Genomic DNA, 13,257 nt, shown 5'->3' with positions numbered 1-13,257 from the left:
ACGGACAGTAGGGTCGCCTTTCTTTTGGGTACGTTTCTTTGGCGAAGCAAAGAAAAGTACCTCGGCCGCCGGGCCGAGACCCGGCCCCGGAACGTAACTATCGAGCAACTTCGCAAAAAGGCCCACAGCGTCACCGCCCCAAATAAACCTCAATCACCCTCTCATCCCCCTGCACCTGATCCAGCGTCCCCTCCGCCAACACCGCCCCCTCGCACAACACCGTCACCTTCTCCGAAATCGTCCGGATGAACGACATGTCATGCTCCACCACCATCAGCGAATGCCGCCCCTTCAAGGTCAGGAACAGCTCCGCCGTGCGCGCCGTCTCCTCGTCCGTCATCCCCGCCACCGGCTCGTCCAGCAGAAGCAGCTTCGGGTCCTGCATCAGCAGCATCCCGATCTCCAGCCACTGCTTTTGCCCATGGCTCAGATTGCCCGCCATGCGCGCCACGCTGCCGGCCAGGTGGATGGTGTGCAGCACCTCGGCCAGCCGGTCCGACTGGGCCGAGTCCAGGCGAAAGAACAGGCTTGAGGCCACGCCCTTGTGCGTCTTCAAGGCCAGCTCCAGGTTCTCGAACACGGTGAGCTGTTCGAACACCGTGGGCTTCTGGAACTTGCGGCCAATCCCCAAGCCGGCGATCTCCGGCTCGTTGTGCCGCAGCAGGTCGATCGTGCTGCCGAAGAACACGGTGCCGCGGTCCGGGCGGGTCTTGCCGGTGATGATGTCCATCATCGTGGTCTTGCCCGCGCCGTTGGGGCCGATCACGCAGCGCAGCTCGCCCGGCGCGATGTCCAGGTTCAGGCCGTTGATGGCCTTGAAGCCGTCGAAGCTCACGTGCACGTCTTCCAGGTACAGGATGCGGCCGTGGGCCACGTCCACCTCGCCGGGCACGGCCACGCGCGAGAAGCCGGCCGCGCGGCCCCCGGACTCGGTCTGCCCCGTGCGTGCCGCCGGGGCATCGCCCGCGATGCGGCGCGCGCCTTCTTCCATCAGATCGGGGGTCATTGCGCGCCCTCCTTTGGCTTCGCGCTGCCGCGCAGGGGCTGGCGCGCGTCCTCCACCGCCTTGCGCGGGCGCCGCAGCAGGCCCACGATGCCGTTGGGCAGGAACAGGGTGACGGCGATGAACAGCGCCCCCAGGAAGTACAGCCAGAACTCCGGTGCGGTCACGGTGAGCCAGCTCTTGGCGCCGTTCACCAGGAAGGCGCCCACGATGGGGCCGATGAGCGTGGCGCGCCCGCCCACGGCCGCCCACACGGCGATCTCGATGGAGTTGGCAGCGCTCATCTCGCCCGGGTTGATGATGCCGACCTGCGGCACGTACAGCGCCCCGGCCACGCCGCACATCATGGCGCTGATGGTCCAGATGGTGAGCTTGTAGGGCAGCGGCGAGTAGCCCGAGAACATGACGCGCGTCTCCGCATCGCGCACCGCCTGGAGCACGCGGCCGAATTTGCTGCGCACCAGCCAGCGCCCGAGCAGGAACGAGCCCAGCAGCGCCAGCCCCGTGAGCACGAAGAGCAGCATGCGCATGTTCTGCGTGGCGATCGGCTGCCCCAGGATGCGCTTGAAATCGGTGAAGCCGTTGTTGCCGCCGAAGCCCGTCTCGTTGCGAAAGAACAGCAGCATGGCGGCATACGTCATGGCCTGCGTGATGATCGAGAAATACACGCCCTTGATGCGCGAGCGGAAGGCAAAGTACCCGAACACGAAGGCCACCAGCCCCGGCACGGCCACGACGAGGACCAAGGTGGCGGCGAAGCTGTCCGACAGCGCCCAGTGCCAGGGCAGCTCCTTCCAGTCCAGGAACACCATGAAGTCCGGCAGGTCGCTCTGGTAGTTGCCGTCGCGGCCGATCTGGCGCATGAGGTACATGCCCATCACGTAGCCGCCCAGGGCGAAGAACAGGCCGTGGCCCAGGCTCAGGATGCCGGTGTAGCCCCAGATGAGGTCCATGGCCAGCGCGCAGATGGCGTAGCACATGATCTTGCCCAGCAGCGCCACCGCGTAGTCGGACAGGTGCAGCGGGCTGCCGGCGGGCAGCCACAGGTTGAGCACGGGCGCCACCGCGCACACGGCGATGAGCGCGACGATGAACGCCGACCAGCCGGACCGCGTGAGCAGCGGCGCTGGCGCAGGAAGGGAAATGTCTCGATGGGGCATGGGCTTCTTCTTCTAGGCAGGCAGAGGCAGGTGGCGCGGCGGGCGGCGATGAAGACGACGACGGGCGCTCATGCCTCCCTCCCCTTCATCGCGAAGATGCCCTGCGGCCGCTTCTGGATGAACACGATGATGAAGACCAGCACGGCGATCTTGGCCAGCACGGCGCCCGTCCAGCCTTCGAGGAACTTGTTGAGCACGCCCAGGCCCAGCGCTGCGTACACGGTGCCCGCCAGCTGGCCCACGCCGCCCAGCACCACGACCATGAACGAATCGACGATGTAGCCCTGGCCCAGGTCGGGCCCCACGTTGCCGACCTGGCTTAAAGCGCAGCCGGCCAGGCCGGCGATGCCGGAGCCGAGCGCGAAGGCATAGGTGTCCACGCGGGCGGTGTTGACGCCCATGCACGAGGCGATGGGCCGGTTCTGCGTGACGCCGCGCACGAACAGGCCCAGCCGCGTGCGGCCGATGAGGTAGGCCACGCCGCCCAGCACCGCGAAGGCGAAGGCCACGATGATCACGCGGTTCCAGGGCAGCTGCAGGTTGTCCATGAGCTGCACGCCGCCGCTCATCCAGGCAGGGTTTTCCACGCCCACGTTCTGCGCGCCGAACACGGTGCGCACGAGCTGCTGCAGCATCAGGCTGATGCCCCAGGTGGCCAGCAGCGTCTCCAGCGGCCGGCCGTAGAGAAAGCGGATCACGCTGCGCTCCAGCGCCGCGCCCATGAGGGCGGAGGCGCAGAACGCGGCCGGCACGGCGGCCACCAGGTACCAGTCGAAGGCGCCGGGCAGGTATTTCTGGAACAGGCCCTGCACCACGTAGGTGGCGTAGGCGCCGATCATCATCAGCTCGCCGTGCGCCATGTTGATGACGCCCATCAGCCCGTAGGTGATGGCCAGCCCCAGCGCCACCAGCAGAAGGATGGACCCCAGGCTCACGCCCGAGAACAGCGCGGCGAGCTTCTCGCCCCACTGCAGCCGGCCTTCCACCGAGGCCAGCGCGGACTGGATCGCGGCCTTCACCTTGGGGTCGGCCTCCTGGCGCAGTTGCTCCAGCAGCACGGTGCGCGTGGCGGGGTTGCCGCTGGCGGCCAGGTACTGCGCGGCCTCCAGGCGGTGGGCCGCGTCGCTGTCGGCCAGCAGCATGCGCGCGCGGATGGCTTCGAGCCGCCCGCGCAGGCCGGCATCTTTCTCGGCGGCGAGGGCCTTTTCGATCAGGGGCAGGCGCGCGGCGTCGGTCTCTTCCTTGAGCGACTCAATGGCGGCGCGGCGCTGGGCCGCGTCGGGCGACAGCAGTTGCAGCGAGGCCAGCGCGGCATCGAACTCGCCGCGCATGCGGTTGTTGTTGACGATGTCCTCCGCATCGTCGGGCACCGGCACCTCGGCACCGGTGGCGGGGTCCAGCCCCTTGCCGTCCTTGATGGTGATGGCACGGTCGCCCGCGATCTTGACCGCATCGTCGGCCATCGCGCGGATGAAGGCCAGCGTCGCATCGTCGGGCGTGGCGATGGCCTGCTGCAGCGCGGCGATGCGCTCGTCGGTCTCGCCCGCCGCCATGGCACGCGCGGCCTGCGGCGTGAGCGCGTGCGCCTGCACCGCCGCACAGAGCAGCAGGCAGGCAATCAGGCGGTGAAAGAAGGTGGGAAGCATGGTGAGGGGAAGGTCGTCACGAACAAGAAAGGATTGCGATCACGGACTGCTTCGTCATGCCACGTGCACCAGCGCGGCCCAAGCCAGCAGACGCCGCGGAACCGGCTCTGCCGGGCCGCTGGCGTCGTCCCCCCTCCCGCGCAGCGAGAGAGGGGGTGACGGTGCGCAGCGCCTCAGGGGGGTGTCACTTCGATTTCACTTCGACTTTCCGTCGGGCTCGTCCTTCTTCTTGTCGTTGCCTTCGATGTACGGGCTCCAGGGCTTGGCCTTGACCGGGCCGGGCGTCTTCCACACCACGTTGAACTGGCCGTCGGCCTTGATCTCGCCGATGAACACGCTCTTGTGCAGGTGGTGGTTCTTCTCGTCCATCTTGCTCACGATGCCGCTGGGCGCCTGGAAGGTCTGGCCGGCCATGGCGGCGATGACCTTGTCCACATCGGTGCTCTTGGCCTTCTCCACCGCCTGCTTCCACATGTGGATGCCGATGTAGGTCGCCTCCATCGGGTCGTTGGTGAGCGGCTTGTCCATGTGGCCGGGGATCTTCTTGGCGCGGGCGTAGTCGCTCCACTGCTTGATGAAGGCGGTGTTGGTGGGGTTCTTGATGGACATGAAGTAGTTCCATGCCGCCAGGTGGCCCACGAGCGGCTTGGTGTCCACGCCGCGCAGTTCTTCCTCGCCCACCGAGAAGGCCACCACCGGCACGTCCTTGGCCTTGAGGCCCGCGTTGCCCAGTTCCTTGTAGAAGGGCACGTTGGAGTCGCCGTTGATGGTGGAGACCACCGCCGTCTTGCCGCCCTGGCTGAACTTCTTGATGTCGGCCACGATGGTCTGGTAGTCGGCATGGCCGAAGGGCGTGTACTTTTCGTCGATGTCGCTGTCCTTCACGCCCTTGGACTTCAGGTAGGCGCGCAGGATCTTGTTGGTGGTGCGGGGGTACACGTAGTCGGTGCCCAGCAGCACCCAGCGCTTGGCGCCGCCGCCGTCCTTGCTCATCAGATAGTCCACCGCGGGAATGGCCTGCTGGTTGGGCGCCGCGCCGGTGTAGAACACGTTCTTGGACAGCTCTTCGCCTTCGTACTGCACGGGGTAGAACAGCAGGCCGTTCATTTCCTCGACCACGGGCAGCACGGATTTGCGGCTCACCGAGGTCCAGCAGCCGAAGATGACCGAGACCTTGTCCTGCCCCAGCAGCTGCTTGGTCTTCTCGGCGAACAGGGGCCAGTTGGAGGCCGGGTCCACCACCACGGGCTCGAGCTTCTTGCCGAGCACGCCGCCCTTGGCGTTGATCTCGTCGATGGCCATGAGCACGGTGTCCTTCAGCACCGTCTCCGAGATGGCCATGGTGCCCGACAGGCTGTGCAGCACGCCCACCTTGATGGTGTCGGCGGCATGGGCCGGCAGCGCCGACAGGCCGGCCAGTGTGGCGATGGCCGCGAGGGCCTTGAGAGAGTAACGACGTTGCATGGTGCAGCTCCGATGAATGGGGTTCAAACCGCTCGCCCGGGGCCCCCGCAGGGCGCCTTCGTCCGGTCGATGGAATGGATTCTGGAGACTGCCCCCCGGGCCGCCAATACGCCAAGTGGCGTACACGGCCCCGATGCCGCGGGGCCGGCCCGGCTGGCCCGCTCAGCGCCGCGGGGACCGCAGTGCGTGCACCGTGGTGGTCTTGCGCACGGGGCTCGACAGCACCAGCGACGTGGTCACCGCGCCGTGCTGGGCCAGTGCATCGACCACGGACTGCAGGTCTTCGGGCTCGGCGATGGCACAGCGCACGATGAAGCAATCCTCGCCCGTCACGCGATCGGCCTCGAGGACCTCGGGCATGGACTCGAAGAGCTTCACGTAGGGCGCGATGCCGGCATGGTCGGTCTGCACGCGGATGATGGCCTGCAGCCGCACACCGATGGCGCGCAGGTTGACCCGCGCCCCATAGCCCTCGATCACGCCCGCGTCCTCGAGCTTGCGCACCCGCTCGCTCATGGCGGGCTGGGACAGGCCGATGCGCTTGCCCAGCGCGGCCAGGCTCTGGCGGGCATCGGTCTGCAGGGCTTCCAGGATCAGCCAGTCTTTCTTGTCGAGGGTCATGCCAGCGCTCCGGGGGGTTGCGGGGTCGGGAAGGGAGGTTCCGATCATCCATCGGTTTGGAGCCGGCATTTCCGATGCCCTGCCCTTCGCCGGCAGGGGCCGCGCGCCTATCGTGCAAGGCCGTGCCACCGGCGTCCTCTCGGACCGCGCCCTGGCTTTCTTCGGCCGCTTTTCTCAAGGAACCCTTCCCATGCAGCTGGTTGGAATGCTGGACTCTCCCTATGTGCGCCGTGTCGCCGTGTCGCTGCGGCTGCTGGAACTGCCCTTCGAGCACCTGCCCCTCTCGGTGTTCAGCACCTTCGAGGCCTTTGGCCGCATCAACCCGGTGGTGAAGGCCCCGACGCTGGTGGCCGACGACGGCACGGTGCTGATGGATTCGGGGCTGATCCTGCAATGGGCCGGCACCCTGTCGCGCCACCGCCTGCAGCCGCTCGGCGGGCCCGCGCTGCTGCGCGATCTGCGCCTCACCGGCCTGGCGCTGGCCGCCTGCGAGAAAGCCGTGCAGCGGGTGTACGAACAGAACCTGCGTCCTGCGGACAAGCAGCATGCCCCCTGGATCGACCGCGTGAGCGGCCAGTTGCTGGCGGCCTGCGGGCAGCTCGAAGCCGAACTGGCCCATGCCCCCCTGCCGGCGCCCGAGCAGGCCATCACCGATGCGGGCGTCACCATCGCCGTGGCGTGGGACTTCATGCAGAGCATGGTCGCCGATACCGTCCTGGCCGCCGACCACCCCGCCCTGGCCGCCTATGCCGGACAGGCGGAGCGGCTGCCGGCGTTTCTCGCCTGTCCGGCCCGTTGAGGGCTGCGCGCCGGCGCACGCTCCACCGGCCGCAAAGTCTGTCACCTGGCTGACATCTCGGCGATCCGGCGACTCCGCCCGCGCGGCCGGCATGAACCGGATCGCCCCCCGAAAACCGGCGCATTCCGCCACGGTGGCAGGGTGCGCGCGGCCTGCCGCCACCCCGGCGCGCGCTGCGTGTACGTATTTCCCACCATGTGGATTTCCACAATCGCGCAGGCCATGGCACGGGCATACATTCACGCACCTCCAAAATGAGCGCTGCTGGCGACGGTACGCGCAGACCTATGCAAGAGACACGCACGCTCCCCCCCAAGAGACCCCTTTACCGCTCGCTGTACATCCAGGTGCTCTTCGCCGTCGTCGTCGGCGTGCTGCTGGGGCACTTCTATCCCGCACTGGGCGAGCAGATGAAGCCGCTGGGCGATGGCTTCATCAAGCTGATCAAGATGATCATCGCGCCCATCATCTTCTGCACGGTGGTGATCGGCATCGCGGGCATGGAAGACATGAAGAAGGTCGGCCGCACCGGCGGCCTGGCCCTGCTGTATTTCGAGATCGTGAGCACGGTCGCGCTGATCATCGGCCTGATCGTGGTCAACGTGCTGCAGCCCGGCGCCGGCATGAACGTGGATGCCTCCACCATCGACACCAAGTCGATCGCCGCCTACACCGCGCCCGGCAAGATGGGCACCACCACCGACTTCCTGATGAACATCATCCCCACCACGGTGGTCGATGCGTTCGCCAAGGGCGAGATCCTGCAGGTGCTGCTGATCGCCGTGATGTTCGGCTTCGCCCTGCACCGCTTCGGCGGCCGCGGCACGCTGGTGTTCGACTTCATCGAGAAGACCTCGCACGTGCTGTTCACCATCGTCGGCTACATCATGAAGGTGGCCCCCATCGGTGCCTTCGGTGCGATGTCGTTCACCATCGGCAAGTACGGCGTGGGCTCGCTGCTGTCGCTGGGCAAGCTGATGGGCTCGTTCTACCTGACCTGCCTGCTGTTCATCTTCATCGTGCTGGGCGCCATTGCGCGCTTCCACGGCTTCTCGATCTGGAAGTTCATCAAGTACATCAAGGAAGAGCTGCTGATCGTGCTGGGCACGTCCTCCAGCGAATCCGTGCTGCCGCGCATGATGGAAAAGATGGAGAACCTGGGCGCCAAGAAGACCACCGTGGGCCTGGTGATTCCCACCGGCTACTCGTTCAACCTGGACGGCACCTCCATCTACCTGACCATGGCCGCCGTGTTCATCGCGCAGGCCACCAACACGCCGCTGGACATCACGCACCAGATCACGCTGCTGCTGGTGCTGCTGCTCACCTCCAAGGGCGCGGCCGGGATCACGGGCAGCGGCTTCATCGTGCTGGCGGCCTCGCTGTCGGCGGTGGGCCACGTGCCGGTGGCGGGCCTGGCGCTCATCCTGGGCATCGACCGCTTCATGTCCGAGGCGCGCGCGCTCACCAATCTGGTGGGCAACGGCGTGGCCACCATCGTGGTCGCCAAGTGGACCGGCGACCTCGACGAGAACAAGCTCAAGCAGCGCCTGAACGACCCGAACTGGGTGGACGCGCAGGAGCCCGAGGTGCTGCTGGACGCGAAGACCGAACGCATGGACACGAGCGGCCACCGCTGAGGCGGCAGGCTCCATGGGGCCTTGCGCCCCACCCTGTCAGGCCGGCTTTCGCCGGCCTTTTCATTGGCGTCTCCTTGGGTGCCGCTGACGGGCGGATGGATGGATGGATGGATGGATCGGTTTACAGCGCCGACGTGTCGGTGAACACCGCCGGATCCGGAAGGTGGTCGGCGAGCCAGCCGGGATCGAGCTGCAGCGCCTGCAGCAGTTCGTCCGGCAACACGCCGATCGTCTCCGCCACGCTCGCCTTGGGGCCGACGGCGATCTCCGCCAGCAGCGTGGCCACGTGCACGATGGCGCCCAGGCGGCAGAACGATGGGCTGGCCAGCGGGTCGGAGGCCGTCTCCAGCGCACGCACCACCTCGTCGGGGAATTTCCACTGCCGCGCCAGTTCGGCCGTGATCTGCCCTTCGGTGAAGCCCAGCAGGCTCTGCTCGCGCTGCCAGCGGCCGCCGGGCAGGTGCGGCAGGCGTTCGATCTCCACGATCTCGCTCGGCGCCTTCTGGGCGATGATCAGCTCGCCCAGCCGCACCATGAAGCCCGTGAGCCACGATTGCTGCACATCGGTGCCCAGCGCCCGCGCCAGCCACTGCGCGTAGCCGGCGCAGGCCATGCTTTCCTTCCAGAACTCCTGCCGGTCCACGCCCGGCGCGTCGGCGAACGAGCCCGTCATGCACGCCGCCAGGGCCAGCGTGCGCACCTGGTTGAGCCCCACCATGTTGATGGCGTCGTCGAGCGAGGAGACCTGGCGCGGCAGCCCGAACCGCGCGCTGTTGGCCATGCGGACCAGCTTGGCGGTGAGCGAAGGGTCCTTGGAGATGGCGGTGCGCACCTTCTCGAAGGGGATATCGTCGTCGTGCAGGGTCTGGATCAGGCTGTGGGCCACCTCGGGCATGGTGGGCAGCTTGACCTCCTGGAGGAAAGCGGCGAGTGCGGGCATGCGGACGACCTTTTCTTGAAGGGGGTGTGCAGGCCGGCCTTCCAGCCCGCTGGTGTTTTTGTATCACCGTCTCGGCGCCCGCCGGGCAGGGAATTCACCAGCCCGCGGGTTTGTGCTGCCCTGGCAACGGCGGACCCCGCAGCCCCGCCCACGCCCTTGCAGGCCATGGCCGCCTGCGCTATGCGCCCAGCCGGAAGGTGCGCTCCAGCGCCACCGTCAGGCGGTCGGCCAGGCGGTTCGAGGCGGCCTGCGTGGGGTGGATGCCATCGGTCGTGTCCCTGTCCACCGAAAACGGCATCGAATCCCAGTGCGCATGCACCGTGCGCGTGTCGGCCGCCACCCGGCGGATGGCCGCATTGATCGCCTGCATGGTGGCGAGCGCCGCGGGGCCGAAGATCTTGTCGGAGACCGGGGTGATCCCGGTGACCACGGCGGCATGCCCCAGCGAATGCACGAAGCCGATGAGGCCGCGGTAATCGTCCTCGAACGCCTCGATGTCGAAGCCGGGGCGTGCGTGGTCGTTCACCCCCACCTGCAGGACCACGATGCGCGACGGGTGCGGCTCGGTATCGAACGGGCCCTGCGGCCCGCGGGGGAAAAGCTCGGGCGGCGCACTGTCGAAAGGCGCCTCGTAGCCCCGCACCAGGTCGTACGCCTGGAGGCCGGCCGCCGTGCGGTCGTCGATCACCCAGTGCGGGCGCCTGGCCAAAATGCGCTGCGCCGGCGTTTGCGCGTGCCGCCAGGTCGTGGACGCGGGATCGAAGCCGAACAAAATGCTGTCGCCGTCAAGCTCCACCGAGCATGGCCGCTGCGGGCCGAAAACTGCATCTCCCATGGATTCCCTTTTTTATCTGGTTGCATAGCGTCCGGCCACGGTTGCCGGATCACTTCGCAGTCCACCACAACCCCGCTGAAACCACAACGGACGCAGTGGCAGATAACCCCACGAACATCTGGATGCAATTGAGGCTGTTGCGCCGCACAAACGCGCGGTGCCGATGGGCAGGCCTCGCCAGCATAATGCGGACCCGATTCAAAGCTAAGAAACAATTTCTCGCATGACTAATCGCCGCGTAACAATTCAAACGCCTTTGGGAGAGGCGTTGCAATTCAGGCAATTGAAAGGAAGCGAGGCGCTGTCCGGGTTGTTTGAATTCGAGATCGACCTGATCTCCAAGAACAAGGGCATCGACCCGAAAGCCTTGCTGGGCCTCGCTGCCACGGTCGTGGTGGAGACCGAGGGGCTGGGCCGGCGTTACCTGGACGGTATTGCCACGGGCTTTGGCATGCAGGGCCAGGACACCTCGGCCAATTACGCCTACCGCATGGTGCTGCGCCCCTGGCTGTGGCTGGCCACGCGGCGCAGCGATTTCAAGATCTTCCAGGAAATGACCGTCCCGGATATCGTGGAGAGCGTGCTGCAGAAATACGGCCAGCCGATGCAGAAAAAGCTCTCCCGGGCTTATCGCGTGCGGCCCTATACCGTGCAATACCACGAGACCGATTTCGCCTTCATCGCGCGGCTGTGCGAATCCGAAGGCATTTACTGGTATTTCGAACACCAGCCCGGCAGCCACACGCTGGTGTTCGCCGACGACGTGATGGGCTCGCACAGCCCGCTGCCGGGCGGCCACGTGATTCCCTTCCACCCACCGGGCAAGGCCGCCCTGGCCGACCGGGAACACATCTTTTCCTGGCACATGGGCCAGCAGGTGCAGCCCGGCCGGGCCTACCTGGACGACTACGACTTCAAGAAGCCGCGCGCCGACCTGTCCGACATGCGCCAGTCCCCGCCAGGTCATGCCCACGACAGCTACGAGAGGTACGAGTGGCCCGGGGGCTACACCGAGTTTTCCGATGGGGAAACCTACACCCGGCTGCAGATGGAAACCGGCCTGGCCGGCCACCACCGCGCCCACGCGAAGTTGAACAAGCGCAGCATCGCCCCCGGCTACACCATCGTGCTGGACAACTACCCGCGCGAAGACCAGAACCAGCAGTACCTGGTGGTGTCGGTGGAGTACTACCTGGAGGAAAACGCCCAGGCCAGCGTGGGCCTGAACGGCGTGGGCCAGACCCAGGGCGGCTCGATCCAGCGCTTTTCGATGGAGGTGCACCCCACCGCCATGCCCTACCGCCCCGTCGTCGCCACGCCCCGCCCTCGCACCACGGGCCCGCAGACGGCCGTGGTGGTGGGCCCGCCGGGCGAGGAGATCTGGACCGACCAGTACGGCCGGGTGAAGGTGCAGTTCCACTGGGACCGCATCGGGGCGATGGATGAGAACTCCAGCTGCTGGGTGCGCGTGTCCTCCACCTGGGCGGGGCCGCAGTTCGGCAACGTGTTCATTCCGCGCATCGGCATGGAGGTGATCGTCGACTTCCTGAACGGCGACCCGGACTACCCCATCATCCTGGGCTGCGTCTACAACGCCGACAACATGCCGCCCTGGGGCCTGCCCGGCAACGCGACACAGTCGGGCATCAAGACCAAATCGAGCAAGGGCGGCGCCTTCGGCCCGGGCCTGAAGAATGGCGCCGGCGACGCGAACGCGCTGCGCTTCGAAGACAAGGCCGGCGCCGAGCAGCTGTGGCTGCATGCGCAGAAGGACCAGCTCACCGAAGTGGAGAACGACGAGGACAAGTGGGTGGGCAATGATCGGCGCAAGACCATCGACCGGGACGAGACCAACGTCATCCACCGCGACCGCACCGAGACGGTGGACCGCGATGAAAAGATCACCGTGCACAACAACCGCACGGAGCGCGTGGATCACGACGAGAAGATCAGCATCGGCGACAACCGTCGCGAGGACGTGGGCATCGACGAGACGGTGAGCATCGGCAAGAACCGCACCAAGACCATCGGCAGGAACGAGAAGGACAAGATCGGCAGCAACTGGTCGATCAAGGTCGGCAAGTTCAAGACCGAGACCATCGGCATCGCCTCGATGCAGAACGTGGGCGTCGGCCGCATGGAGAACGTGGGCGTGGTCTACAACCTCAACGTGGGCGCCATCATGGCCACCATCGTGGGCAAGAACCAGAGCACCACCGTGGGCAGCGACCAGGACGTCAAGGTCGGCACCAACCAGAGCACGGTGGTGGGCACCAAGTACAGCCTCAACGTGGGAGGCGGCGGCGGGGGCGGCGGAGATGCCGGCGGCGGCGGCATGGCCAAGAACGTGACCGCGCCCTCGGGCGGTGGCGAAGGCGGCGGGGGAGCCGGCTCCAGCATCACCATGGATGCCGAAACGATTACCCTGAAGGTGGGCTCCAGCTCGCTCATCCTCCAGGCCGACGGCACCATCACCGTGAATGGCAACAGCATCCGCCTCATCGGCGCAAGCGACGTCACCACGCTTTCCGGAGGCATTCATGAAAACTGATTCCCGCATGCTCCGAAGCACCCCGCCTTCGGAAGGCCCCGCCGCCGACCCCGCCACCGCGTGGTCGCTCCAGCCCGCCCAGGTCCTGCGCCAGGATGCGGATGGAACCGTGGTCCTTCGCTGCCAGGGCCGCGAATACCGCGCGGAACTGGCCTCTCAAGTGCCCGGCGTGATCGAAGGCCAGTTCGTGCTGGCCGCGCTGGGTTCCGGGCAGGAAGCACCGGCATCGGGCGGCGGGCCCCTGCCCTCGCTGATCGTTGCCGCCTGGCCCTGCCCCGGCGCGCCGGCCACACCGCCCTGGCAGTTCGACCGGGCCACCGGCGCGCTGTCGCTCGAAGTGACCCACCTGGACGTGAGTGCGGTGAGCCGCGTGCTGCTGCGCTGCGCCGATGCGCGCATGCAGTTTTCCCAGGACGGATCGGTCGAGACCCGGGGTCACCAGATCACCTCGGCCGCCGTCGAAACCCATCGCATCGAAGGCGGCTCCATCGAGTTGAACTGACCCGGTTCGCCGCGATGCGTCGCGCCTGCGTTCGCTGCGGGATGCCCTGGCCGCCCTTTCCGGTTCCGATGGAGTTTCCGACGGTGCCGCTGCCTG

At 67.0% G+C, this 13,257-nt stretch carries 11 protein-coding genes; 4 read left to right on the top strand and 7 right to left on the bottom strand.

Features of this window, described 5'->3' with window-relative positions; all coding sequences use genetic code 11:
• Positions 1-130 precede the first annotated feature (130 nt).
• The 5 genes from urtD to AC27IO_RS06270 form a co-directional block, all read right to left on the bottom strand.
• Entirely contained in the window at positions 131-1,006 is an 876-nt protein-coding gene (gene urtD / locus AC27IO_RS06290) for an urea ABC transporter ATP-binding protein UrtD (RefSeq protein WP_272564690.1), read from the bottom strand.
• Positions 1,003-2,163, bottom strand: coding sequence for an urea ABC transporter permease subunit UrtC (gene urtC / locus AC27IO_RS06285; protein ID WP_284429128.1), 1,161 nt, complete (start codon positions 2,161-2,163; stop codon positions 1,003-1,005). Before urtC ends, urtD begins: the two co-directional genes overlap by 4 nt.
• Positions 2,164-2,231: 68 nt before the next feature.
• Positions 2,232-3,809, bottom strand: a complete 1,578-nt coding sequence (urtB, locus tag AC27IO_RS06280; protein WP_498737937.1) for an urea ABC transporter permease subunit UrtB — start codon at positions 3,807-3,809, stop codon at positions 2,232-2,234.
• 195 nt (positions 3,810-4,004) lie between these two features.
• Entirely contained in the window at positions 4,005-5,273 is a 1,269-nt protein-coding gene (gene urtA, locus AC27IO_RS06275; protein WP_284395293.1) for an urea ABC transporter substrate-binding protein, read from the bottom strand.
• A 162-nt stretch (positions 5,274-5,435) separates the two neighbouring features.
• Positions 5,436-5,894 (bottom strand): Lrp/AsnC family transcriptional regulator, encoded by a 459-nt coding sequence (locus tag AC27IO_RS06270; RefSeq protein WP_284395294.1) that lies wholly within the window; start codon positions 5,892-5,894, stop codon positions 5,436-5,438.
• A gap of 190 nt (positions 5,895-6,084) precedes the next feature.
• Between AC27IO_RS06270 and AC27IO_RS06265 the strand changes: the two genes are divergently transcribed.
• A complete protein-coding gene (locus AC27IO_RS06265) occupies positions 6,085-6,693 on the top strand; it encodes a glutathione S-transferase (protein ID WP_498737934.1) in 609 nt (202 codons plus the stop codon).
• Positions 6,694-6,980: 287 nt separating this feature from the next.
• Positions 6,981-8,333 carry a dicarboxylate/amino acid:cation symporter gene (locus AC27IO_RS06260; RefSeq protein WP_272564701.1) on the top strand — a complete coding sequence of 451 codons (1,353 nt, stop codon included), beginning with the start codon at positions 6,981-6,983 and terminating at the stop codon, positions 8,331-8,333.
• A 121-nt stretch (positions 8,334-8,454) separates the two neighbouring features.
• Here AC27IO_RS06260 and AC27IO_RS06255 read toward each other — a convergent pair whose 3' ends face one another.
• Both AC27IO_RS06255 and AC27IO_RS06250 read right to left on the bottom strand, forming a co-directional pair.
• Positions 8,455-9,273, bottom strand: a complete 819-nt coding sequence (locus tag AC27IO_RS06255) for an HDOD domain-containing protein (RefSeq protein ID WP_498737932.1) — start codon at positions 9,271-9,273, stop codon at positions 8,455-8,457.
• Between the two features lie 178 nt (positions 9,274-9,451).
• The gene (locus AC27IO_RS06250; protein ID WP_284408345.1) at positions 9,452-10,108 is read right to left on the bottom strand and encodes an SGNH/GDSL hydrolase family protein; all 657 of its coding nucleotides are present in this window, start codon (positions 10,106-10,108) and stop codon (positions 9,452-9,454) included.
• A gap of 223 nt (positions 10,109-10,331) precedes the next feature.
• Here AC27IO_RS06250 and AC27IO_RS06245 point away from each other — a divergent pair, with 223 nt between their 5' ends.
• The gene (locus AC27IO_RS06245; RefSeq protein WP_498737929.1) at positions 10,332-12,659 is read left to right on the top strand and encodes a type VI secretion system Vgr family protein; all 2,328 of its coding nucleotides are present in this window, start codon (positions 10,332-10,334) and stop codon (positions 12,657-12,659) included.
• Entirely contained in the window at positions 12,649-13,161 is a 513-nt protein-coding gene (locus AC27IO_RS06240) for a hypothetical protein (RefSeq protein WP_284408343.1), read from the top strand. The genes AC27IO_RS06245 and AC27IO_RS06240 overlap by 11 nt, the downstream gene beginning before the upstream one ends.
• Positions 13,162-13,257 lie beyond the last annotated feature (96 nt).

Source organism: Acidovorax sp. KNOB132 (assembly GCF_057541515.1).
Note: the sequence above shows the minus strand (reverse complement) of the source record. Positions and strands in the feature narration are given on the sequence as shown.